This window comes from Rhodococcus sp. P4_F3_2 (assembly GCF_056401335.1).
Map to the genome: position 1 here is coordinate 1 of NZ_JBFUJN010000021.1, position 24,066 is coordinate 24,066.

Consider the following 24,066-nt stretch of genomic DNA (forward strand, 5'->3'; position numbering starts at 1 on the left):
TGAAGACTCTAGATTTCACAGCCGAAACTGCTAATCAGTCATAGACAAAAAGAGTCAAATCACTAGCAAAAAAACTCAACTAGCAAAAAATGTGTCGGCAACCATTCAGACGGAAGAATGAACAATCACCGACGAAAAATACTCACACCACACACAAACCAACCAAACCCCAAGAGGCGGTTGATCATTCGCGGATGTGAAGTACCAAAAAATATTTGGCACTGACATTCATCGACACACTGTTGAGTTCTCAAAGAACACGCACACTCCATCGCTTCAAACTGGTTGAAAGCTCCGGGGCAAGGGTTACAATCTTAGCTTGTTCGCTCCCAGGAAGCAAGTTCCCGTTGAGCGTGAATGTCTCCGACTCCGTCCAACCGCGTGTCCCCGGCCTCTCGGTCGGGGTTGGTGTCCGTGTCGCTCTGACTTGGACAAAGTTACGCGAATGAAAACTGAGCGTCAAACGTGCAGGTCGCAGGTGTTCGCCAGGTTAAATCCGCTGGTAGCCCGCCCGCAGGCGGGCCACCAACGGCCACAGGAGCCCCGCGAGACAACTGTGACCCCACACACGTCAGTTCGAAAGTATTTTCACGCCGGCGAAATTGCGCTTTCCGCGCCGGACGACCAACCAGCTGCCGTGAAGCAGATCGGATGCGGCGGGCTCCCAGTCGTCGGCCGACACCTTCTGGTTGTTCACCGAAGCGCCGCCTTCCTTCACTGCGCGTCGAGCAGCTCCTTTGCTCTCACACAAACCGCTCGTCACAAGCAGATCGATGATCGTGCGCGGCTCCCCCGGCGCCAATTCGCTGACAGATGCTTCCTTCAGCGCCGCGGCGAGCGTCGACTCGTCGAGTTCCGCCAATTCCGCCTTGCCGAACAACGCCTGGCTGGCGAGCTCGACGGCGCGAGTGTTGTGTTCTCCGTGAACCAAGGTCGTCATCTCGGCGGCCAATCGCTTCTGCGCTTCGCGCGCATGCGGACGCTCCGCTGTTGCAGTCTCCAACTCCGCGAGTTCGTCTGCGGTCAGGAACGTGAACCAGCGCAGGTACTTGATCACGTCGGCGTCGCCGGTGTTCACGAAGTACTGGTACCACGCGTACGGGCTGGTCATCTCGGGGTCGAGCCACAAGCTTCCGCCACCGGTCGACTTTCCGAACTTCTTCCCATCAGCCGAGGTCACCAGCGGAACGGTCATTGCGTGAACACTCTCGCCGTCGACACGACGGTTGAGTTCGACGCCCGCGATGATGTTGCCCCACTGATCGGACCCACCGACCTGCAGAGTGCAGCCGAGATCGCGTCGCAAGTGCAGGTAGTCGTTGGCTTGGAGCAGCATGTAGCTGAACTCGGTGTACGACATCCCGTCCGACTCGAGACGACGCTTCACGGTGTCACGCGCAAGCATGACGTTCACGGAGAAGTGTTTGCCGACATCACGCAGGAAGTCGATGGCCGACATCTTGCCGGTCCAGTTCATGTTGTTCTCGATGACCGCACTCGTCGGTGAATCGTCGAAATCCACGAATCGTTCGAGCTGACCACGGATGCGACCTGCCCAGTCCGCAACGGTATCGGCGGAGTTCATCGTCCGTTCCCCGACGTCACGGGGATCACCGATCAGGCCTGTTGCGCCGCCGGCAAGGACGATCGGACGGTTACCGGCACGCTGAAACCGCTTGAGCGCGAGGAGAGGAACCAGGTGACCTGCGTGCAGGCTCGGTCCGGTCGGGTCGAAGCCCGCATACAACGTGACCGGTCCGGCCTCGAGATCTTTACGCAAAGCGTCGAGATCAGTTGATTGGGCGATCAGCCCACGCCAGGTCAGTTCGTCGAGAATATTCTCAGTCACGGACTCGATCATCCCATCTTCACGAAATGACCGGCGCTCGCGGGCTTCGGCGGTACGCGGACACCGCTCGCGAGTCCGGAATCCAGAGGCGCCACGGGACCTCGGCAGCAGTACTGACCCCCACCCGCGGTCCACTGACCCACTCCTTCGACTCCCCCAATTCGAGCCGAATCCGCGAAGCAGGGTTGAACACGTCTGTTCCGTTGTCCGCCAACGTGATTGCAACGGAAGCGCCGAGATTACCTGGCCCTCTGGCCCATTGGTGAGATGGTCGATCCGGCGATCTCCGAGCAGACACCACATCGTGACCGGCCTCGATTTCGGCCGCTCGGAGCAGAACACCACCTGCGACACCATCCGGGCCGTACGAGATGTTCATACAAAAGTGCATTCCGTAGCTGCGGTAGACGTAGAGACGGCCCGCCCGCCCGAACATCACGCTGTTCCGCGGCGTTTGCCCCCGATACGAATGTGCTGCCGGATCTGGCCAGGGCCCGTCCTTCTCCCCTCCGTACGCCTCGACCTCGACAATCCTCAGCGAGATGTCGTCGACGATCAGGGTCGAGCCGAGAATTGTCAGGCCCGCTTCCAACGGGTTCTTCACATTTTCCAAGGTCTCGATACTCACCCTTCGATTGTGCCCACGCCGTTGACTCATCGGTCGGCCGAGTCGCATAATTCAACAAGTGATGAATTATTGAAATGAGGCGAACCGTGACCACCACGCCGGCAATAGACATCCGCGGACTACGAGTCATTCGCGGCAAGCACGAAGTTCTTCACTCACTCGACCTGCAGGTTTCGGCAGGATCGATCACCGGACTGCTCGGCCCGTCCGGCTGCGGCAAGACAACCCTGATGCGCGCGATAGTCGGAACCCAGATCGTCGAAAGTGGTGAGGTCAGAGTCCTGGGCGACCTCGCGGGGTCCGTTGCCCTTCGCCGCCGGGTCGGATACGTCACCCAATCCCCCAGCGTGTACGGCGACCTGACGGTCACTCGAAACGTCCAGTACTTCGGCGCTCTGTACGGCAAGTCCGGCGCAGACGTCGCAGCAGCGGTCGACGCCGTCGGATTGAGCCGATACGCCGACCGGACCGCCGCCGATCTGTCCGGAGGTCAACGCGGTCGAGTCTCGCTGGCATGCGCGTTGGTGGCATCACCTGATGTGTTGATCCTCGACGAACCGACCGTTGGTCTCGATCCGGTGCTTCGTGTCGAATTGTGGGAACGATTTGCCGACCTTGCTCGCAGCGGAACCACCCTGTTGGTCTCCAGCCACGTCATGGATGAGGCCGACCACTGCGCTGAACTGATCCTGATGCGAGACGGGCATCTCCTCGCTCAACTCACACCCGATGAATTGCGCGCCAAAACCAGATGTGAACGCCTCGAGGACGCCTTCCTCGAGCTGATTCGGACTTCACCCGTCGGAGGCGAAATATCATGAGCATCAGGATCTTCGGTGCTACGACCGTACGCATTCTGCTTCAGCTCCGCCAGGACCGTCGCACGGTGGCCATGATCTTGTTGGTCCCGTCGTTGTTGATGATTTTGCTGTATTTCCTCTACCAAGACGTACCCACGCCGCCCGGCCAGGTTTCACTGTTCCAACGGGTGGCGATCACCATGCTGGGAATCTTGCCGTTTGTGGTCATGTTCCTGGTCACGTCCATCGCCATGCAGCGCGAACGCAGTTCAGGAACACTCGAACGCCTGCTCACCACACCGATGGGCAAACTCGATCTTCTGGCGGGATACGGCGCGGCATTTTCGCTCTCGGCCGCCGCTCAGGCGGCTCTCGCGTGCGCGGTTGCTTTCGGATTTCTCGGACTCACCATCGCCGGCAGTCTTGCCTGGGTCATCGTCATTGCAGTTCTCGGCGCAATACTCGGCGTTGCGCTCGGCCTGTTGGCCAGCGCATTCGCGAAGACCGAGTTCCAAGCGGTGCAGTTCATGCCGGTAGTTGTGGTCCCCCAACTGTTCCTCTGCGGACTCCTCGTGCCCCGCGACCAATTGCCGACCTGGCTCGAATGGATCAGCAACGTCCTCCCCTTGAGCTACGCCGTCGACGCACTTCAACAGGTATCGATGCATGCCGACGCGACGGGTCAGATGTGGCGTGATCTCGCCGTCATGGCGGGCTTCGCCGCCGCAGCACTCTCGCTGGCCGCGGCAACACTCGATCGCCGCACTCCATGACCGACAACGACACGGCGCCCGCACGTTCGGGGCGACGACCGGGCAAGTCGGAGACTCGCGCGCAGATCCTCGATTCGGCGCGACGGGCGTTCTCCCAGAACGGTTTTCGACGAACAACCGTTCGATCGATAGCTGCGGCCGCTGACGTCGATCCGGCCATGATTCATCATCATTTCGGAAGCAAGGAGCAGTTGTTCACCGCTGCGATCGCGCTACCGATCGATCCAGTCCAGGTATTGGGACCGGTTCACGCCTCTCCGACCGAAAATCTCGGCGAAAATCTACTCAGAGCAGTGATCGGGCTGTGGGAATCGGAACACCAGCCGGCGATTCTGGCGGCTTTTCGATCGGCGGTTTCCGGCGACGGATCGCAGCTGATCCAGAGCTTTCTGCTCGATGTCGTATTGCGCGACATCATTCCGCGGGTGGACACACCACCTGGTACCGGCTTGATCAGAGCGGAATTGGTGGCATCTCAGATGGCCGGCCTGCTGGTCACGCGATATGTGCTCGGACTCGAACCACTCGCATCATTGAGCGTTGACGCGTTGGTACCGCTGGTGGCTCCGAACCTCCAGCGGTACCTGACCGGTGAATTACCGATCTAGCCTTCAGCCCGCGCGAGCAACTTCTCGTGCTCGTCGTCCGCCACATCGCGTGCTTCGTCGATCAACAGAACGGGAATGCCGTTCTCGATCGGGTATGCACGCCGCAGGCGCGGGTTGTAGAGCAACTCGTCCCCGACCAGCAACAGCGGGCCTTTGTCCTGGGGGCAGGCCAAAATGCTGAGCAACGTCGAATCAATAGCCACGTGAGTCCTCTCGAACCGATCAAACAGAATGTCCTCAGGCTACCGTGCTCCGGTGCCCACCCTCGTCGGCATCAACTGCGCGGCAATTGCCTTAGTCAGCCGCTTGTACGACTGCGTCTCGGAATCGAGGAACCAGGTCCGTGGTCCTGGCGCCGGCAATCCGGCCGCAGCTAATGCAGTGGAACTCGGACGGTACGACGAACCCACCGGGATCTCGTCAACCACGTGCACGATATCCGGGCGCGCATCAAAAGCGATGCGCGAGAGAGCCTCCGCAAGCTCGGCGGAACGGAACTGCCGCCCCGGACGCCATGTCACGGCAGCGACCGCCAGCTGATGTGGCGCGTCACCGACGCCGTATGCGACGGCAAGATCCACCCGCGCCACACTCGACAACGCGTCGACGATCGGCTGGGTGAACACGGGACCGCGGAGCGTCGAAATGACCGTGTTCTTGTGATCGATCAGCCAGTAGTCGCCCTCGGCGTCCCGGCGGAAGAGATTCTCCGTGGGAATCCACGAATCACCCGCTTGGAAGAGTCCCCGCATGGCTCCGCCCGAGAGATCGGCAGTGAATCCCGCGCGCCCGAGTAGCAACCCGACTTCGTCTTCGGCGCACTCACGGACAAATCCGTTTCCATTTTCGAGGAGCCGACCACTCAGCGGGTCGTATGCCGCCAACCGCACCTGCGCGCTACCCGGCAACGGGCGGCCCTTGGAACCAACTTTGGAGCCCGCGACATTGGCAAGAATCACGTCACCTTCGGTCGACGCATAGAACTCGAGCACCTGCGCGGGGTCGAACGCCTCCGTGGTCCGCTTCCACAGCCCGTGGGGCATTCCCGAACCGATGAACAGTCGGACCGGATGGCTACCGTCGATGAGAAGAAGATCCTCGTCGAGGATCTCGCGCATCATCGACCACGTGTAACTCACGACGGTCACACCGTAGCGGTGGATTTCCTCGACGAATCGAGCCGGATTCAGTCCGCGTGAGAGCGCAATCCGTGAGCCACCGGCCATAGCGCCACCGATGGTCGCGAGCAGACTCGACGAATGATGGAGTGGTGCAAGGCAGTACACGGTGTCACCGCGATCGAGATCTGCCGCCGTGGCCGTTCCGAAGGCCGACAGTGCCCACCGGTAGTTGGTGATCTGCTTGGCTTCGAGCACACCGCCCGATTCCGCAAAGATGATGAATGCGAGTTCACGGGCGACGCCGGGATCCGGCCGGTACCAACCGGGCAGATTGACCTTCGTCGGATCGATTTGTTCGAGATCGATCACGTCGTGTGACGGATCCACCTCGAGTCCGCGGGCATCGCCGCCGCCGAGTACCAAGACCGGCCTACCGGTAACCACCGCAGCGTCGACGTTCTCCGGATCGGTGATGATCCGATCAACCGATCCCAGCTTGACCGCCGCCGAGATGTCGGACCCCGGCGGAAGCATGACGGCAACGGCACCAAGGCGCGACAGGGCCGCGATGGCCGCGAGCGCGCTGGGGCGGGTCTCCATCAGGACACCGACGTGCGCTGCCGGACGCACTCCCACGGAAATCAATCCACGCACGACATTGTCGATGCGGGCGTTGACCGCTTCGTAGGTGTGCACACGATTGTCGAAGAGGAAGCACTCGCCGTTCGGTGCTTTTCGACGCTGCTCCGCGAGCAATTGACTCAGCGAGATCTTGGTGTGCGGCTGAATTTGGTTGAGTCGCGCAAGACGTGGCAACGCGCGTGCCGCTTCACCGGACAATTCGAAAGTCCCGCGCAACGCACCGGCTGCAAGGTCACTGATTCCTTTGGTGACTCCTGCACCTACTTCAGCGACCGAGGCGACGGTGTGGATGATCCGATTGCTGATCGACACACCGGTCTGGTCTTCGAGGTCGGCGCCGTAGACCATGTTCGCGATACGGTCCGGGAGGGGTCCACCCGTCTCGGTCCACTGCACGAATTCACCGGTGGTCGGCCAGGTGTGATTGGCTGCGGTGGAACCGACAACCAATCCGAAATGACCTGCGCGCAAGGTAGATTCGTAGACCTTGGCCCGCGGCGCTGCCTGGCTGATCCCGCGAACCGCCTGAGGTTGACCGATGTCGTCGACCTCGCCGACGAATGCCAGGATGGGGCAGGTGATCTCGGCGAGCGAGACCAATTGATCCTTGATGACAAAACCACCGGTCATCATTCGGTTGTGCACGATGAACTGCTTGAGCAGTTCGGCAACCGCGGGCCCGGACCACGCGACCCAACCCTCGGTCGCGAGGAAGCGTCGCTGCTGCTCCCTCGGCAGCAAAGCCTCACGGTCGTGCAGTTGAAGCAGGAAGTCGACGCGCATCTTCAACGTCTTCACGGGATCGAGCAACTGGAACCCGGTGCGAGCCATCCACCCGGTGACCGCCAGGCGATTGAAGACGTGATCGGCGAGGAAATCCGCACCCTTGGTGGCCAATCCGGCCGGGATACCGAAGGGCAACGCGGCGAGTGTGTCGACCGGACTGCCGAAGGTGATGACGCTGGCGATGTTTCGACTACGCCGATACGCGGCAGCTTGATAGGCGAACATGCCGCCCTGCGAATAGCCGGAGATGTGAACATCTTTACCGGTGTGACGGTGGATGTGGTCGATGATGTCACTGAGAGCGATGATGTGATCGGCGAGATTGCGATCCCAACCGCCCTCTTCGGAGTCGGGCGAACCAAAATCGACTACCCAGGGGTCCAGGCCCATCTCGTGCAGAATTCCCACAGCACCCTGGTCGCGGGTCACGTCGTACACGTTCGCCGACATCATCATCGGCGGGATCAGCACGATCGGTGCACCGACGGTTTCCGGATCGCTGTCCGGGAAGTAGCGGCGAAGCCGGTACATCGCTGCGCGCTCGACGATCTCGAACGGCGACGTGGTCGCATCCGTTTCCAGCCCACCCAACCGGACGACCTCGAGGCCGTTTTGTGCTGTCGCAACCACCCGACGAATCGGGCCCAGCACAGACTTGGAATTCAATCCCACCATTTCACTCCCAAGTTACTCACCATGTGACGTCAGTCTCATTTTTCCCGCGCGCAACAAGCCTACTGACGACGAATACGCGTACGCGGTCAGGGAGCAAATTCTGCTCGAGGAAACACTCGTGACCGCAAGGTCAGAGGGTCCATTCCCGCAGCGACTGGGCCACTGCTCGGACTCCGTCCAACTGTTCTGCTACCCGCACCCCCGCGGTGCCGCCTCGCGCATTACGCGAAGCGATGGAACCCTCGACTGTCAGCACCTCACGAACAGCGGGTGTCAGCGCGCTGTCGACGCCGGCCAGTTCCTCGTCCGTGAGATCTTCGAGTCCGACGCCTCGCGCTTCGGCGACACGCACACACGCTCCAGCAGCCTCGTGTGCAACCCGGAACGGCACGCCCTGGCGCACCATCCACTCCGCGATGTCGGTGGCCAACGTGAACCCTGCCGGAGCAAGTTCCGCCATACGCGCGGTGTGGAACTCGAGAGTCTGCACCAGGCCGGTGATGGCCGGGAGCAACATCTCCAGCTGCGCAACCGAGTCGAAGACCGGTTCCTTGTCCTCTTGCAGATCGCGGTTGTACGCCAGCGGCTGAGCCTTGAGCGTCGCCAGCAGGCCGGTGAGGTTACCGATCAAACGACCAGACTTACCGCGCGTGAGTTCCGAGACATCCGGATTCTTCTTCTGCGGCATGATCGACGAACCTGTCGACCACGCGTCGGCAAGCGTGATGTAACCGAATTCCGGTGTGCTCCAGATGATGATCTCTTCCGCCATGCGTGAGAGATCGACACCGATCATCGCAAGCACGAACGCTGCCTCGGCCGCAAAATCACGCGAAGCGGTTGCGTCGATCGAGTTCTCGGCCGAGCTGTCGAACTTCAATTCCGCTGCAATGGCTTCGGGGTCGAGACCGAGCGAGGAACCGGCGAGTGCACCGGAACCGTACGGGGACACCGCAGCTCGTACGTCGAAGTCGCGAAGACGTTGCACGTCGCGCAACAGCGGATGCGCATGGGCGAGCAGGTGATGTGCCAACAAGACCGGTTGAGCAGCCTGCAGGTGCGTCTTGCCCGGCATCACGGCATCCGGGTGAGCCCCGGCCTGAGTCGCCAATGCGTCGACCACGTCGAGAACGCCGGTGGAGATGCGGCGAACCGCATCCCGAAGCCACATTCGGAACAGCGTGGCCACCTGGTCGTTTCGCGAACGACCAGCACGCAGGCGTCCGCCGACCTCAGGCCCGACACGCTCGATCAGACCGCGTTCGAGTGCGCCGTGTACGTCCTCGTCCGAATCACTCGGTCCGAAGGCGCCACTGTCAACATCTGCCGCCAGACGGTCGAGACCGTCGAGCATTGTCGCGAGGTCGGCCTCGCTGAGCAGGCCTGCCTTGTTCAGTACGCGAGCATGCGCCTGCGACGCCCGCACGTCGTACGGAGCGAGGACCCAGTCGAAGTGAGTCGACTTGCTCAGCGCCGCCATGGCAGCGGCCGGTCCGGACTCGAACCGTCCGCCCCACAGCGCGCCTTCGTTGGTGCCGTGTTTCTGAGCGTCTCCGTCACCGTGAGCCGTCATGGCTCAGAGTCCCAGATCGCGCTTCGCGGCGACCTTCGACGACAGACCGTGGATCTCGACGAAGCCCTTCGATGCGGACTGGTCGAAGCTGTCGCCCTCGTCGTACGTCGCGAGGTTGAAGTCGTAGAGCGACTCGGGGCTACGACGACCGTTGACGGTGATGGCTCCACCGTGCAGGAAGAGACGAATGTCGCCGGTGACGCGCTCCTGCGTCTTGTTGACGAACGTATCCAGTGCGTCCTTGAGGGGCGAGAACCAGAGGCCGTCGTAGACCAGCTCGGACCAACGCTGCTCCATCTGACGCTTGTAGCGACCGAGTTCGCGTTCGAGGGTGACGTGCTCGAGTTCCTGGTGCGCGGTGATGAGAACCATGGCTCCGGGAGCTTCGTAGATCTCACGGCTCTTGATGCCCACGAGACGGTCCTCGACGACGTCGAGGCGACCGACACCCTGAGCGCCTGCGCGCTTGTTCAGTTCCTGGATGGCTTCGAGAACCGACACGGGGCGGCCGTCGATGGCAACCGGGCGACCCTTGTCGAAGCTGATGATGAGCTCGTCGGGCGCGTTCCAGTTGACCGTCGGGTCCTGGGTGTAGTCGTAGACGTCCTTCGTCGGTGCGTTCCACAGATCCTCGAGGAAGCCGGTTTCGACGGCGCGGCCCCAGACGTTCTGGTCGATCGAGAACGGCGACTTCTTGGAGACGTTGATCGGGATGTTGTTCTCTTCGGCGAAGGCGATGGCCTTCTCGCGGGTCCAGGCGTAGTCGCGGACCGGTGCGATGACCTGAAGGTCGGGCGCGAGGGCGCCGAATCCGACCTCGAAGCGAACCTGGTCGTTGCCCTTACCGGTGCAACCGTGCGAGACGATGGTGCCGCCGTGCGAGCGTGCAGCTTCCACGATGTGCTTGACGATCAGCGGACGGCTGATGGCCGAGACCAGCGGGTAGCGGTCCATGTAGAGGGCGTTGGCCGCAATGGTCGGCAGGCAGTACTCGTCCGCGAACTCGTCGCGGGCGTCGACGACAACGGATTCGACTGCGCCGCAGTCGATCGCGCGCTGACGCACGACCTCCATGTCCTCGCCACCCTGCCCCAGATCGATGGCGACGGCGACAACTTCAGCGCCGGTCTCCTTACCGATCCAACTGATGGCAACAGAAGTGTCCAGCCCGCCCGAGTAGGCGAGTACGACGCGATCGGCCATGGTTTTTGTGCTCCTTCGGTTGAAAATCTCTATCAAAGAATAAGGGGTCAGGCGAGCGATTCGATCATGGCCGCGAGTTCCGCTCCGGAAAGCGGTTCTCGGGCCACCACGAAGATGGTGTCATCTCCGGCGATCGTTCCCACGATGTCGGGCATCGAGGACCGATCCAGTGCGCTCGCGAGGTAGTGCGCGGCTCCCGGCGGTGTCCGGAGAACCGCCATGTTGCCGCTGAAATCGGTGGAGACCAACAGCTCACCCAACAGCCGTGAGAGGCGGTCGGTACCGCCGGACACACCGCGTACCGGGTTCCCGTCCTCCGGCACCACGTAAACACCGGCGCCGCCGTCGGCGGCACGCAGTTTCACCGCTCCCAGCTCTTCGAGGTCACGCGAGAGGGTGGCCTGCGTCGCTTCGATGCCCTCGGCACCGAGCAACGCCGCCAATTCCGTCTGACTTCGGACGGGGTGCGCCGCCAGCAGCGCGATGATGCGCGACTGGCGACCGGCCCGAGTGGGAGCGACGCTCACGCCTGGTCCAGTTGGGTTCGCTGTTCCAGCAGCCACACGAGCAACGCCTTCTGGGCGTGCAGACGGTTCTCCGCCTCGTCCCAGACGACACTCTGAGGTCCGTCGAGAACCTCGTCGGTGACCTCTTCGCCGCGATGGGCCGGCAGGCAGTGCAGGACGACAGCCTTCGGATCTGCTTTGGCGAGGAGTTCCTTGTTGATCTGGAACGGACGGAAAGGTCCGACCCGATCGAGCCCGTCGTTCTCCTGACCCATCGAGGTCCAGGTATCGGTGACCAACGCGTCGGCACCGACGACGCCGGCCTGCGGGTCCTGCGTCAGCGTAATGGTCGCGCCGGTTTCCGCGGCGCGTGTGCGCGCTGCTGCTACTACCCAGTCCGCCGGTTCGAAGCCCGCGGGACTTGCGATGGTGACGTCGATGCCTGCGGTGACTCCGCCGAGCATCAGCGAGTGAGCCATGTTGTTGGCGCCGTCGCCCAGGTAGGTCAGCTTCAGTCCCTTGAGCTCACCCTTCTGCTCGATCAGCGTTTGCAGATCGGCCAGAACCTGACAGGGATGAAATTCGTCGGACAACGCATTGACGATGGGAATCGTTGCACCCGTTGCCATTTGCTCCAAGCGCTTCTGGCCGAACGTGCGCCACACGACGGCGTCGACATAGCGGGAGAGTACGCGTCCGGTGTCCGCCAACGTCTCTTCACGACCGAGTTGGGTACTACGCCCGTCGACGACGACGGCGTGGCCGCCCATCTGCGCGATGCCCATCTCGAACGAGAAACGTGTACGCGTCGAGTTCTTCTCGAAGATGACGCCGACTCCGCGAGGACCCTCGAGTGGACGCCGAGCGAACGGGTCCTTCTTGAGAATCGCAGCGAGTTCCAGAACTTCGGCCTGCTGCGCCGGAGTCAGATCGTCGTCCCTGAGAAAGTGTTTCACCACGGTAGTCACTTCTCCCCCGGCTGGTCAGCCGATAGTGCACTGTCGAAGATGGCAGGTAGTGCTGCCACGAAGGTTTCGGCCTGCTCATCCGTGAGGATGAGCGGCGGCGCCAACCGGATCACTCCGGGTTGCGCTGCATTCACAAGGTACCCGGCTTCGCGCGCGGCATTCTCCACCGCCGGCGCGACGTCCTCGGTCAGCACGACACCCAGCAACAGTCCTGATCCCCGTACGTAGTCGACCAACGGATGGCCCAGATCTTCGATGCCCGCCGAGATCGATTTGCCCAAGCTGTCGGCGCGTGAGATCAGGTCTTCCGCTGCAATGGTTTTCAGCACGGCAAGCGCCGCCGCAGCGCACACCGGATTGCCACCGAACGTCGTACCGTGCTTGCCCGGTCCGAACAACTCTGCCGTTGCTCCGGTCGCGATGCAGGCGCCGATCGGCATTCCGCCGCCGAGTCCCTTCGCAAGAGTGATGACGTCCGGCACGATGCCGACTGCCTGATGTGCGTAGAACCAGCCGGTCCGGCCGATGCCGGTCTGAACTTCGTCGAGTACGAGCAGCGCCCCGCGTTCGGCGGTGATCCGCCGAGCCTCGACGAGGTATCCCTCGGGTGGCACCACGACGCCGCCCTCACCCATGATCGGTTCGAGGAACACAGCAGCGGTGTCGGAATCGACTGCCCGCTCCAGTGCCTCGACATCGCCGTACGGCACGAACTCGACACCGGCGGGCATCGGTTCGAACGGCGCCCGCTTGGCCGGCTGACCCGTCAGAGCGAGTGCCCCCATCGTGCGACCGTGGAAAGAGCCCTCGGCCGCGATGATCTTCTTCCGGCCAGTGGCGCGAGCGAGCTTGAAGGCAGCCTCGTTCGCCTCGGTACCGGAGTTGCAGAAGAACGCGCGCCCGGTGACGTTGCCGAGATGAGCGAGCAACTGCTCCGCCAACTCGACGACCGGCTCGCTGGCGTACAGGTTGGAAACATGGCCGAGTGTCGACAACTGAGTAGTGACGGCTTCGACGACGGCCGGATGTCCGTGTCCGAGGATGTTGACGGCGATTCCGGCAAGGAAGTCGACGTACTGCTTGCCGTCGGCGTCGGTGAGTACGGCGCCGTCACCGCGGACGAGAGCAACCCGGGGTACGCCGTAATTGTTCATCAGCGAAGCGGACCACCGCTGCTGCAGATCGATCGTGCTCATGAAGTAGCTCCCTGCTGGGGACCGGCGACCGAGGAGCCGGGCACGACCATCGTGCCGATTCCTTCACCGGTGAAAAGTTCGAGTAGGACTGAATGTTCGAGCCGGCCGTCGATCACGTGCGCCGACGGCACACCTCCGCGCACCGCGCGAAGGCAGGCCTCCATCTTTGGCACCATGCCGGCATCGAGTCTCGGCAACAACTGGGCCAGGGCGTCGGTGTCGATTTCGGTGGCCAGCGAGGATCGGTCCGGCCAATCGGTGTACAGGCCTTCGACGTCGGTGAGGACAACGAGCTTCTCGGCACCGATCGCCTCGGCCAGTGCGGCAGCGGCGGTATCGGCGTTGATGTTGTGGACGACGCCGTCGGCGTCGGGCGCGATGGTCGAGACCACCGGAATGCGTCCTGCCGCAATGAGATCGAGTACCGCGTCTGGGTTCACGGTGGTGACGTCTCCGACCAGGCCGATGTCGGTCTGCTCCCCCTCGACCGCAACAGTGCGTCGAGTAGCGGTGAACAGGTGCGCATCTTCACCGGAGATACCGACCGCGTACGGACCGTGCGCGTTGATCAGGCCGACGAGTTCACGGCCCACCTGACCGAAGAGCACCATCCGGACGACGTCCATCACCTCGGGCGTCGTGACCCGGAAACCACCGCGGAACTCACCCTTCATGCCAAGGCGTGCCAGCATCGCGTTGATCTGCGGGCCGCCGCCGTGCACGACGACGGGGTGGATGCCGACAGTCCGCAGGAACGCCATGTCCGCGGCGAAGGCGGTCTTGAGTGTCTCGTCGATCATGGCGTTTCCGCCGTACTTGACCACGACCACCTTGTCTCGGAATCGCTGCAGCCACGGCAGCGCGTCGGCGAGGACATGCGCCTTCTGATGCTCGCTGATCACGGGATACGTCTCGGTCATGACGAGTACGCCGAGTTCTCTTCGACGTACGCGTGCGAGAGGTCCGTGGTGCGAATGCTCACGGACTCGTTGCCGATTCCCAGGTCGATGTCGAGTTCGATGTCGATCCCGCTCAGGTCCACCTCACGCGCTCCCGGAGCGCCGACGCCGTCGATGCAGACGGGACTCCCGTTGAAGGACACACTGATTCGATCGGGATCGAGCTCGATGGGAGCGATACCCACTGCTGCGAGGACGCGGCCCCAGTTCGGATCGGATCCGAACAGTGCCGTCTTGACCAGGCTGTCGCGGGCGATGGTGCGGGCGCCGATCAACGCATCGGACTCGGACGCTGCGCCGCGAACCGTCACCTTGACCCGCTTGGTGACGCCCTCGGCGTCTGCCATCAACTGATCCGCGAGATCGTCGCACACTGCGAAGACCGCGGCGTTGAGTTCGTCCTGGGTCGGTGTGACACCGCTGGCGCCGGAGGCCAACAGGAGCACCGTGTCGTTGGTGGACGTGGCGCCGTCGACGTCGAGGCGATCGAAGCTCAGGTGGGTGGCGGCGCGCAGAGCGGAATCGAGCTGCTCGGCCGTTGCGACAGCATCGGTCGTGACGACGCACAGCATCGTCGCCAGTGCGGGCGCGAGCATGCCTGCACCCTTGGCCATTCCGCCGACGTTCCACTTGTTCGCGTGGTGCAGCGACGCCTGCTTCGGCACGGTATCGGTGGTCATGATCGCGTACGCCGCGTCGGTACCGCCGGAGATTCCGCCGGCGAGTTCGTGCACTACCTCGGTGACACCGGGGATCAGCTTGTCCATGGGCAAGCGGTCACCGATCAGGCCGGTCGAACAGACGGCGACCTCGATCGCGCCCGTCTCGGTTCCCCAGTTGCTCAGTGCCGAGGCAACTTCCTCGGCAGTCTTGTGCGCATCCTGGAATCCGCCTGCGCCGGTACACGCGTTTGCGCCGCCCGAGTTGAGCACGACCGCGCGCAGCTTGCCCGTCGTCAAGACCTGCTGAGACCACAGCACCGGAGCAGCCTTGACCTTGTTCAGGGTGAAGACGCCGGCAGCGGCCAGATCGGGTCCCTCGTTGAGCACCAATGCGAGGTCCGACTTGCCACTCTTCTTGATACCGGCAGCAATTCCGGCACCGCGGAATCCGGCAGGTGCGGTAACGCCCTGTGTGCGGAGCAGACGTCCCCCGGCGACGTGAACCACGTCTGCAACTGTCGCGTCAGGCTCGGTTGCGTTGTCGATCTGCTGCGGATTGTCGGTGCTCACGGAGCTACTCCCACGGTAGAGAGACCTGCGGTCTCGGGTAGGCCAAGGGCGAGATTCATCGATTGCACCGCGCCACCGGCGGTGCCCTTGGTGAGATTGTCGATTGCCGAGATGACAACGAGCTGACCGGCGTCGGCGTCAACGGTGACCCCGATCTGCACGGCATTGGATCCGATCACGGCACCGGTCTGCGGAAAGACTCCGGCAGGCAGCACGTGGATGAACGGCTCGTCGTTGTATGCCTTTTCGTAGATTTCGCGCGCTTGCTCTTCGGTGGCCGTGGTGGCTGCCGTGCAGGTCGCGAGGATGCCGCGCGGCATGGGCGCGAGGACTGGAATGAAAGAAACACTGATGTCCTTGCCGCCTGCGGCCGAAAGATTCTGAATGATCTCAGGGGTGTGGCGATGGACACCTCCGACACCGTATGCGCGGACGGAGCCCATGACCTCGGAACCCAGCAGATCGGCCTTCGGCGCCCGGCCGGCGCCCGAAGTGCCACTGACCGCAACCACGTTCACGTGTGAGTCCACGATCCCCGCGGCAACGGCGGGGGCCAGCGCGAGGCTCGCTGCCGTCGGGTAGCAGCCCGGAACGGCAATGCGGGTTGCGCCTACCAATTTCTCACGGGCACCGGGCAATTCAGGAAGACCGTATGGCCAGGTACCGGCATGAGTGCTCTTGTAGTACTTCTCCCAGGCTGCGGGATCCTGCAGCCGGAAGTCCGCGCCGCAGTCGATGATGACCGTCGACTCGGGCAGCAACTTGGCGTACTGAGCCGAATTTCCATGTGGGAGACCGAGGAAGACGACGTCGTGACCCGAGAGGATTTCGACAGTGGTCTCTTCGAGTACCCGCGAAGAGAGTGGGAGCAAGTGCGGATGATGCTCACCGAGCGTCGAACCGGCGTTGCCACCGGCGGTCAGCGAACCGATCACCAGACTGCCGTCGGCGTAGGACGGGTGCCCGAGGAGCAGACGCAGAACCTCACCACCGGCGTACCCACTGGCGCCGGCAACGGCGACTCYGATCGGCTTGCGTGCGTTCTCGGTCGTACCACCTTCAGTCATGTCACACAGTATGCATCATTGTGCATCGGAATGCATAATTACTTACCCATGGATCGCCGGATCTCCTCGAGCTTGGCTTTTGCGGCCTTCCGGCGCTCGTCCCACTGCTCGTCGACGGACTTTCCGGCAGGACTCTCGTGTGCCAATTCGGCCGAACCTATGGAAGTACCGAAGCGCCCCTCTATCTTCTCCCGAACACGGTCGAAAGTGGGGACTCCCCCTTCGGTGTAGTCGGGTTCGGGAACTCTCGGGTCGGTCGCAAGTACCACCGGGACGTCGATGATCTCGTCGACCTCCACAACGGTGTCGGGCAGTTCGACTTCTTCGGCGTCGGTGATCGTGTTGTCGTCCTCTACACGGTGCAGCTCGAGGCTCGCGGCAGCGGTGTCCACCACGGAAAGAAGGACCGACAAGCTCGGACGACGCTCGACCACTGCGCGAACGACCGCGAGGAAGTCCTTGTCGTCGAGTGCACTGGCGGCCTCGACTACCTGGTGCACGGAACCATCGTGCTCGGACCCATCATGTTCGGGCCCATCATTTCGTGACACTGTCAGTCCCTTCTCGAAATGCCGACGGACAACTCCGATCCTTCCACGACTGTCTGCCGAAGGGGTCAGCGTGAGGCGAGGTAAGCGGCAAACGCGTCCTCGCTCGAATATTCGGGGACGTACCCGAACTGTTCCTTGAGCCGCCGATTGTCGAGAACGGGTCGGTACTGGAGAAATCCGACGCGCTCCGGACCGTGTTCCGTTACGCCCAATCGCCGTCCGACGCGTAGAACGCCTCGCAACAGCCATGCAGGAAGCGTCACCGTGCGCTTGCCCATCCGGGAAGCCAACTCGTCGACGGTCAACGAGCCGTCGCCCGCGACGTTGAAGATGCCCACTTGGTTTCCGGTCACGGCCTCCGCAAAAGCGCCCGCGACATCGGTGTGCCAGACAAACACGAAGGGGCTGTCGCTCCCGGCAACCTTGAGCAGCTTGCGGCGATCGAACAACGCGGTGATCTGATTGTCGACGCTCTCACCCAAGATCGTGCCGATCCGGAAGACAACTTGTTCCAACTCCGGGTGTTCGACGCGATATTCGGCGAGCATCTCTTCGACCAGGCGTTTGTGGCGACTGTAAGTGAATTCGTCGTTGCCTCGGACAGGTACGTCCTCGGTGATCCACGGTGGGTTGTCGGAGTGGTAGCCGTACGCCGCTCCGGACGAAGACACGACGATCCGTCCAACCCCGTGTTCGACGCAGGCCGCGAGCACGTTTCGTGTCCCGTCGACGTCGACGCGGTACTCCTGCTCTGCTGTCATGTTCTTGCCGGGATTCACGATGGACGCAAGGTGGATCACGACGTTCGGTCGGTACTGACCGAACACCCGCCCCAATTCTGTGGGGTCGCAGACGTCCGCCCTAACGCGGCGGATGCGATCGTCCGGCGTGTCCTTGACGGTGAGGTCGACACAGACGACGGTGATGCCCTGCGCGATCAGTGCGTCGATGACAGCGGTACCCAGGAACCCGTTCCCGCCCGTGACGAGTGCGACGGTCATGCCGGTACCGCCTTTCGGGCGCGTCGCTTGGACCAGATCGTCGCCAGAGCCAACCCGGCGATGATGTCCCAGATTCCCCACCAGCCGGCCACGACGGCCATGCCACCGAGCCCGTCGAAGAACGTGAACACCAGGCCAAGGCCCAGTCCGGCATTGCGGATGCCGACCTCGAAAGAGACGGCGCGACGGCTGTATTCGTTCAACCCGGTGACGGCGCCGCAGAAGTATCCCAGTGCGAGGGCAACCGTGTCGTGCAGGAAGACCGCAAGCAGTACCACCCCGATGTAGTCGACGAAGTACGACKCATTCCCTGACACACCCGCGACGATGAAGATCAACAACGCCACCAACGAACCGTTTTTCACCCACGGCTGCGCTTTCGCGGCGATCTCCGGGAACTTTTGTGCCGCCCAGATGCCGAGAACGAACGGCACACCGATGATCAGGGCGATTTGCGCGACCATCTCGAGCGCATTCAGGTTCACGGACTGCAACAGAGCGTCGGTCTCCGGGCGTCGGCTCCCCCAGAACGCGAGATTGAGCGGCATGAGGAAGATCGCGAAGACGTTCGACACCGCCGTCATGGACACCGAGAGTGCGACGTCGCCGCCCGCCCGGTGAGTCAGGACATTCGAGATATTGCCCGGCGGGCAGCACGCCACCAGGATCATGCCGAGCGCTACCGAGGGAGCGGGCGAGAGAATCAGCGTCAGCAGAAAAGTCACTGCCGGCAGCAGCAGGAACTGGGCAGCGATACCCACCGCCATCGCCTTGGGTTTGGTGAGCGCACGACGGAAGTCGTCGACCGAGGTGTCGAGGGCGATCCCCAGCATGATCGCGGCCAGCACCACGTTGAGGATCATCAACGATCCCGGGTTGAAGTTGAGCACCACGTCATCGATCGGCATCACTGACCTCCCTTCGTCAGAGCGGCATCGAGCAGTCCGATGTGCCGTCTGATCGCCGATCGGTAGGCGTCCTTGTTCACGTAGTAGGCCATTCGTCCCAGCTTCAGGTACTTGTATCCCCCGGACAGATCGGGAGGAGGGCCGGCCGCCGCTGCCGAGAATTCGCGCGCCGCGGCGGGGGCTTCGGTGCGTGCGGTGATCAATTTGGCCACCAACTCGGCCTGCTCGTAACGGCCCTGCCACCCGAGACCGGATGCTTCGACCATGCCGAGAACAAAGAGATTGTCGTGGCGGCGACTCGCGACGTTGAGGAACAGGTCCGGGGCAGCACCCGACCAATCCAGGTCCTCGCGCGCGATGAAGGGATAGTCGAGGTGATACCCCGTGGCGCAGAGAACGAGGTCGTAGTCGGCAGACGATCCGTCGACAAACCGCACCGTCTTCCCCTCGAACCGGTCGACGTCAGCGCGCACGTGCACGTCACCGTGCCCGATGTGGTGCAGGATCAACGAGTTCACGACCGGATGCGATTCGTAGATCTTGTAGTCCGGTGCCGGAAATCCGAACCGCACCGGATCTCCCGTGAACTGCTTGAGTACCAAGGTGTCGACGCGTTGTTTGATCCACGGCGGCAACGGCTTTCCCTGATTCAAGGTGTCCGAGGGTCGCCCGAACAGATACTTGGGGACGAAGTAGTAGCCTCGCCGAACGCTCAAATCGACGCACTCGGCCTGGTGGACGGCATCGACGGCGATGTCGCATCCACTGTTGCCCGCTCCGATGACCAGTACCCGCCCTTCGCGGAAGATCTCGGCGCTGCGGTACTCGCTCGTGTGCATCAACGTGCCGGTGAAGTTGCCCCGGAACGTCGGTATGTTCGGCTTCGACAGCGTTCCGTTCGCGATGATCACGCCTCGATACCGCGCGACTGTCGTCTCACCGCTGCGACTACGCGTGGTGACCTTCCACAGCGAATCGACCGGCGAAACGTCGATGACGGTAGTGCCGAAGGCAAAGTGCCTGCGAAGATCGTGGGTATCGGCGTAGTCGCGGAAATACTCGGCAAGTTCGACGTGGCTCGGGTAGTCGGCAACCGAATCCGCCATCGGGAACTCCGCGAATGCGGTGGTGCCCTTCGACGAAATGAGGTGCGCCGACTCGTAGACGGTGCTGTGCGGGTTGTCGATGTCCCAGAGCCCACCGACGTCGTCGTGGCTCTCGAAGCCGTCGAACGCTATTCCGGCTCGATCGAGGTTTCGCGCGCCGGCCAATCCAGACGGACCCGCTCCGATCAGCGCGTACTTGGCCTCTGTGCTCATGGGTCGAGCGTCGCAGATAGTTCGAATCTTGCGGCAATGTGCAGGATAATGACGTTATGAGCGCACTCGATGCCGACAACGATCGCGGGATAGATGAAATCGATCTGAGGATAATCAATGCGCTGCAGCTCGCACCGCGATCGAAGTGGCTTTCGTTGGCCGGCCCACTCGAACTCGACGCCGCGACTCTCGCCCGGCGTTGGAATCGACTGTCCGAATCGTCGTTGGCCTGGGTCACGGTTACTCCGGGGCCACAGGTGCTGGGCACCATCGTCACAGCGATCATCGAAATCGATTGCTCACCAGAACTTCTCGACACCGTCGCGGCACGTCTCACCGTCTTGGCCCACGCCGTGACCATCGAAGTATCAACAGGTAGAGCCGATCTGCTCGTCACAGCCGGTACTGCGGACTTGGCGTCGATGTCGCGCTTCATCTCGGAAGAGATCGCAACGATCGACGGCGTACTCGCGACACGAACCTCGATCATCACACGCTGGTTCACCGAAGGTGGGCGATGGAGACTCAATGCGCTGGCACCGTCCGAGAAGGGTGTACTGACCACCAGCGAAAACCGTACTGCCGTGCGCGCTCGGTCGACCGGCATTTCCGAACAGGATCGCAAGGTTCTCACGATCCTCGCCTACGACGGGCGCACTCCCATGAAGGAGTTGGCCGACGCGATCGGTGTCAGTCCGGCTGCGTGCAAACGCCAGATCGACCGGCTCACGTCTTCGGGGTTGGTGGCGCTGCGGTGTGAATTTGCCCGGCCGCTGGCCGGGCTTCCCGTGCTCGCCACACTGTGGTGCCGCGTCGAACCCGAACTTCTCGATACTGCGGGCCGATTACTGAGCCGAGCGCCGGAAGTCCGAAACTGTTTCGCGGTGGTGGGCGCCGACAATCTGGTGGTTCAGTTGTGGCTGCATTCTCCTGCAGAACTCGATGCATTCGAAATTCGTCTGCGCAAGGAGATTTCGGGGCTTTACGTCACCGAACGATCCATCGTGCTGCACCTGCGCAAACTGCTCGGTCACGTACTCGATCAGGACGGGCGCAGAACCTCGACTATCGCCCCGGATGTGTGGTTGCCGAGCCGCACCGATTCACCGGAAAACCGATAACACAACAGAGCCCACGACCACCGGGAGTGGACGTGGGCTCTGTGATCAGTTGAGTAGATCAGCCGCGCATCTGCGCACCGACTGCCTTGGAGGCAGCCTCGACCGCGGCATCGCGAGCCGCGCTTGCCTCGTCCTCGGTCAGTGTCCGGTCGACACCACGGAATCGCAACGCGAACGCGAGCGACTTGCGGCCTTCACCGACCTGCTCGCCCTCGAAGACGTCGAAGAGGCGAATGTCTTCGAGAAGTTCGCCGCCGCCGGAACGCAGAGCTTCCTGGACCTTCGCCGCAGGAATATCGCGATCGACAACAACCGCCACGTCCTGGAGCACTGCGGGGAAGGGCGAAATGCGCGGCGCCGGCAGGTTCTCGACCAACGGCAAAGCGTCGAGGTCGATCTCCAGTGCACAAGTGCGCGCAGGCAATCCCGCACGCTCGAGAACAGCCGGATGCAGTTCGCCCGCATGACCGACTACGTTGCCGTCAATGACAACCTCGGCGCAACGGCCGGGATGCCACGGCAGGTACTGCGCCGCACGCAGTTCCACCTCGACGCCTGCTGCAGCTGCAATGACCCGCACTGCTGCAAAAGTGTCCGAAGCCTCGGCCTGACGGCCAGGACCCCAGGGGCCGCTCGGCTCACGCAAACCACTCAACACTGCAGCGATGTGCACGGGCTGAGCCGGCAACGACGCGATCAGGTTCGCGATCTGCTCGTCCGTCGGGCGACGATCCACCGGCAATGCATCCACCGGCTTGGTATCGGGGCCCGGCAGGACAACCTGCGCGATGCCGTACAGCGAAAGATCACGCTGACCGCGAGAAGCGTTGCGAGCCAGGATCTCCAGCAGACCCGGGAGCAGCGTGGTCGCCAACTCCGGACGATCGGCTTCGAGCGGGTTGAGGACCTTGCTGGTGTTGCGGCGCGGATCATCCGCGTCGAGGCCCCAGACGTCGAAGACGTTGGTGGGCAGGAAGACCGGAGGAAGTACCTCGACGTAACCGGCGTGAGCCACGGCCTTCGACACCGTGCGCTTACGCCGCTGCGACGGAGTCAATCCGCGTCCGGCCGGAGCAGCGGGAAGCACAGACGGGATCTGCTCGAGACCTTCGAGGCGAAGAACTTCCTCGACAAGGTCCGCAGGCTGCACCAGGTCCGGACGCCACGACGGCGGCGTCGCGACCAACTGGCCGTGTCCCTCTTCGCTGACGCCGACCTCGACGTTGCAGCCAACCTGGGTGAGGCGGCGAGCAGCGGTGCCGTTGGGGTACGTGACTCCGGCGACACGATCGGGCAGGTCGATATCCATGCGAATGGCAGCGCGAGGGGCGACATCGCCCACGTCGGTCAGGACCGGCTCGATCCGTCCGCCGGCAATCTCGACCAGCAGAGCGGCTGCGCGGTCGACGGCCGCGAGCGGAATCGCCGGATCGACGACGCGCTCGAAACGCTTGCTCGCCTCACTCGGCAGCTTGTGCCGGCGCGCCGTCTTGAAGACTGCGAGCGGATCCCAGGTAGCTCCTTCGAGGAGGATGTCCGTCGTTGCCGTTCCCACCTCGGTGGTTGCGCCGCCCATGACGGCAGCCAGCGAGATGACTCCGGAATCGTCGGCGATGACAACGTCTTCGGGATCGAGCGTACGTTCGACGTCGTCGAGCGTCGTCAGCTTCTCCCCCGCCTTGGCGCGACGGACCACCAGGTCGCCCTGCACCGAGGTCGCATCGAACGCGTGCAGAGGCTGACCGAGTTCGAGCATCACGTAGTTGGTGACGTCGACGGCCGGCGAGATCGGGCGAACACCCGAGAGCAGAAGTCGACGCTGCAGCCACCACGGGCTCACTGCCTGCGGATCGATACCCGTGATCTTCCGCATCACGAAACGCGAAGCCTTGGACTCCGGTTCGAGGCGCACCGGCCAGGCTTCACCCTCAGCCGGGTGCGCGGGAACCGAAGCGGGATCGGCATATTCGAGATCGAAGCCGCAGGCGAGCTCTCGCGTGAGACCGCGGACCGAGAAGCAGTAGCCACGGTCCGGGGTGATGTTCAGTTCGATGATCGTGTCACCGAGACCGAGCAACTCGTTGCCATCTGCGCCGGGTTCGGCGGTACCAGGCTCGAGCACCAAGATGCCCGAATGGTCTTTGCCGATACCGAGTTCCGAGACGGAGCAGATCATGCCGTCGGACACCTGGCCGTACGTCTTGCGAGTGGCGATTTCGAATCCGCCGGGCAGCACCGCGCCAGGCAGCGCAACGACGACGAGGTCACCCTCGTTGAAATTGCGCGCGCCACAGACGATGCCGCGAGGCTCGGGTTCGCCGACCTCGACCTGGCAGAAGCGGATCGGCTTCTTGAACTCGGTCAGTTCGGTGATGGAGACGACCTTGCCGACGACCAACGGGCCGTCGATCGCCTCGAGTGTGTCGAGTTCCTCGACTTCGAGTCCCACCCGGACGAACCCGGCGTCCAGCTCTTCCGGGGTCACCTCCCAGTCCGGAGTTGCCCGCTGCAGGATCTCGGTCAGCCAGGATTGCGCTACTCGCACGTCTGCTCAGCTCTCTCGTTTGTCGATAAGTCTTT

Annotated in this window: 21 protein-coding genes; 4 read left to right on the forward strand and 17 right to left on the reverse strand. The window is 62.7% G+C overall.

The window, feature by feature from the left end; translation table 11 throughout:
* Positions 1-571: 571 nt before the first annotated feature.
* Complete coding sequence (tyrS, locus tag AC1DWA_RS21705) at positions 572-1,849, reverse strand: tyrosine--tRNA ligase (protein WP_020907871.1); 1,278 nt, start codon at positions 1,847-1,849, stop codon at positions 572-574.
* A gap of 19 nt (positions 1,850-1,868) precedes the next feature.
* The gene (locus tag AC1DWA_RS21710; protein ID WP_259121200.1) at positions 1,869-2,477 is read right to left on the reverse strand and encodes a DNA-3-methyladenine glycosylase; all 609 of its coding nucleotides are present in this window, start codon (positions 2,475-2,477) and stop codon (positions 1,869-1,871) included.
* Positions 2,478-2,563: 86 nt separating this feature from the next.
* Here AC1DWA_RS21710 and AC1DWA_RS21715 point away from each other — a divergent pair, with 86 nt between their 5' ends.
* Genes AC1DWA_RS21715 through AC1DWA_RS21725 form a run of 3 tightly spaced genes read left to right on the forward strand, consistent with a single transcriptional unit; the run spans position 2,564 to position 4,658 of the window.
* Positions 2,564-3,298, forward strand: a complete 735-nt coding sequence (locus tag AC1DWA_RS21715) for an ABC transporter ATP-binding protein (protein ID WP_020969718.1) — start codon at positions 2,564-2,566, stop codon at positions 3,296-3,298.
* On the forward strand, positions 3,295-4,050 hold the full coding sequence (locus AC1DWA_RS21720) for an ABC transporter permease (RefSeq protein ID WP_046378614.1): 756 nt from the start codon (positions 3,295-3,297) through the stop codon (positions 4,048-4,050). The genes AC1DWA_RS21715 and AC1DWA_RS21720 overlap by 4 nt, the downstream gene beginning before the upstream one ends.
* Complete coding sequence (locus tag AC1DWA_RS21725; protein WP_046378615.1) at positions 4,047-4,658, forward strand: TetR/AcrR family transcriptional regulator; 612 nt, start codon at positions 4,047-4,049, stop codon at positions 4,656-4,658. Before AC1DWA_RS21720 ends, AC1DWA_RS21725 begins: the two co-directional genes overlap by 4 nt.
* Here the strand turns inward: AC1DWA_RS21725 and AC1DWA_RS21730 are convergent.
* The 14 genes from AC1DWA_RS21730 to AC1DWA_RS21795 all read right to left on the reverse strand — a co-directional run bounded on the left by AC1DWA_RS21730 (position 4,655) and on the right by AC1DWA_RS21795 (position 20,365).
* Entirely contained in the window at positions 4,655-4,861 is a 207-nt protein-coding gene (locus tag AC1DWA_RS21730; RefSeq protein ID WP_003944045.1) for a Trm112 family protein, read from the reverse strand. The genes AC1DWA_RS21725 and AC1DWA_RS21730 overlap by 4 nt on opposite strands.
* A gap of 39 nt (positions 4,862-4,900) precedes the next feature.
* Positions 4,901-7,882, reverse strand: a complete 2,982-nt coding sequence (locus AC1DWA_RS21735; RefSeq protein WP_477846771.1) for an acyl-CoA synthetase — start codon at positions 7,880-7,882, stop codon at positions 4,901-4,903.
* Positions 7,883-8,012: 130 nt separating this feature from the next.
* Positions 8,013-9,455 carry an argininosuccinate lyase gene (argH, locus tag AC1DWA_RS21740; protein ID WP_021344365.1) on the reverse strand — a complete coding sequence of 481 codons (1,443 nt, stop codon included), beginning with the start codon at positions 9,453-9,455 and terminating at the stop codon, positions 8,013-8,015.
* Between the two features lie 3 nt (positions 9,456-9,458).
* Positions 9,459-10,658: an argininosuccinate synthase gene (locus tag AC1DWA_RS21745; RefSeq protein ID WP_007736221.1), complete on the reverse strand. Its 1,200-nt coding sequence runs from the start codon at positions 10,656-10,658 to the stop codon at positions 9,459-9,461.
* Positions 10,659-10,705: 47 nt separating this feature from the next.
* Positions 10,706-11,185 (reverse strand): arginine repressor, encoded by a 480-nt coding sequence (locus tag AC1DWA_RS21750; protein WP_019748604.1) that lies wholly within the window; start codon positions 11,183-11,185, stop codon positions 10,706-10,708.
* Positions 11,182-12,132, reverse strand: coding sequence for an ornithine carbamoyltransferase (gene argF, locus AC1DWA_RS21755; protein WP_019748605.1), 951 nt, complete (start codon positions 12,130-12,132; stop codon positions 11,182-11,184). Before argF ends, AC1DWA_RS21750 begins: the two co-directional genes overlap by 4 nt.
* A complete protein-coding gene (locus AC1DWA_RS21760; protein ID WP_020969719.1) occupies positions 12,129-13,328 on the reverse strand; it encodes an acetylornithine transaminase in 1,200 nt (399 codons plus the stop codon). Before AC1DWA_RS21760 ends, argF begins: the two co-directional genes overlap by 4 nt.
* Positions 13,325-14,248 (reverse strand): acetylglutamate kinase, encoded by a 924-nt coding sequence (gene argB, locus AC1DWA_RS21765; RefSeq protein WP_046378618.1) that lies wholly within the window; start codon positions 14,246-14,248, stop codon positions 13,325-13,327. Before argB ends, AC1DWA_RS21760 begins: the two co-directional genes overlap by 4 nt.
* A complete protein-coding gene (gene argJ / locus AC1DWA_RS21770) occupies positions 14,245-15,456 on the reverse strand; it encodes a bifunctional glutamate N-acetyltransferase/amino-acid acetyltransferase ArgJ (protein ID WP_477846792.1) in 1,212 nt (403 codons plus the stop codon). Before argJ ends, argB begins: the two co-directional genes overlap by 4 nt.
* Before the next feature lie 59 nt (positions 15,457-15,515).
* Positions 15,516-16,586 (reverse strand): N-acetyl-gamma-glutamyl-phosphate reductase, encoded by a 1,071-nt coding sequence (gene argC / locus AC1DWA_RS21775; RefSeq protein WP_477917018.1) that lies wholly within the window; start codon positions 16,584-16,586, stop codon positions 15,516-15,518.
* Between the two features lie 38 nt (positions 16,587-16,624).
* Positions 16,625-17,086, reverse strand: a complete 462-nt coding sequence (locus tag AC1DWA_RS21780; protein WP_477846773.1) for a hypothetical protein — start codon at positions 17,084-17,086, stop codon at positions 16,625-16,627.
* Positions 17,087-17,202: 116 nt separating this feature from the next.
* The gene (locus AC1DWA_RS21785) at positions 17,203-18,138 is read right to left on the reverse strand and encodes an SDR family oxidoreductase (RefSeq protein ID WP_477846774.1); all 936 of its coding nucleotides are present in this window, start codon (positions 18,136-18,138) and stop codon (positions 17,203-17,205) included.
* Positions 18,135-19,046, reverse strand: coding sequence for a bile acid:sodium symporter family protein (locus AC1DWA_RS21790; RefSeq protein WP_477917020.1), 912 nt, complete (start codon positions 19,044-19,046; stop codon positions 18,135-18,137). Before AC1DWA_RS21790 ends, AC1DWA_RS21785 begins: the two co-directional genes overlap by 4 nt.
* Positions 19,046-20,365 (reverse strand): flavin-containing monooxygenase, encoded by a 1,320-nt coding sequence (locus tag AC1DWA_RS21795; RefSeq protein ID WP_477846775.1) that lies wholly within the window; start codon positions 20,363-20,365, stop codon positions 19,046-19,048. The genes AC1DWA_RS21790 and AC1DWA_RS21795 overlap by 1 nt, the downstream gene beginning before the upstream one ends.
* A 56-nt stretch (positions 20,366-20,421) precedes the next feature.
* Here AC1DWA_RS21795 and AC1DWA_RS21800 point away from each other — a divergent pair, with 56 nt between their 5' ends.
* Positions 20,422-21,486 carry an Lrp/AsnC family transcriptional regulator gene (locus tag AC1DWA_RS21800; RefSeq protein WP_029255456.1) on the forward strand — a complete coding sequence of 355 codons (1,065 nt, stop codon included), beginning with the start codon at positions 20,422-20,424 and terminating at the stop codon, positions 21,484-21,486.
* A 58-nt stretch (positions 21,487-21,544) separates the two neighbouring features.
* Here AC1DWA_RS21800 and pheT read toward each other — a convergent pair whose 3' ends face one another.
* Positions 21,545-24,031 carry a phenylalanine--tRNA ligase subunit beta gene (pheT, locus tag AC1DWA_RS21805; RefSeq protein ID WP_029255457.1) on the reverse strand — a complete coding sequence of 829 codons (2,487 nt, stop codon included), beginning with the start codon at positions 24,029-24,031 and terminating at the stop codon, positions 21,545-21,547.
* Between the last annotated feature and the right edge of the window lie 35 nt (positions 24,032-24,066).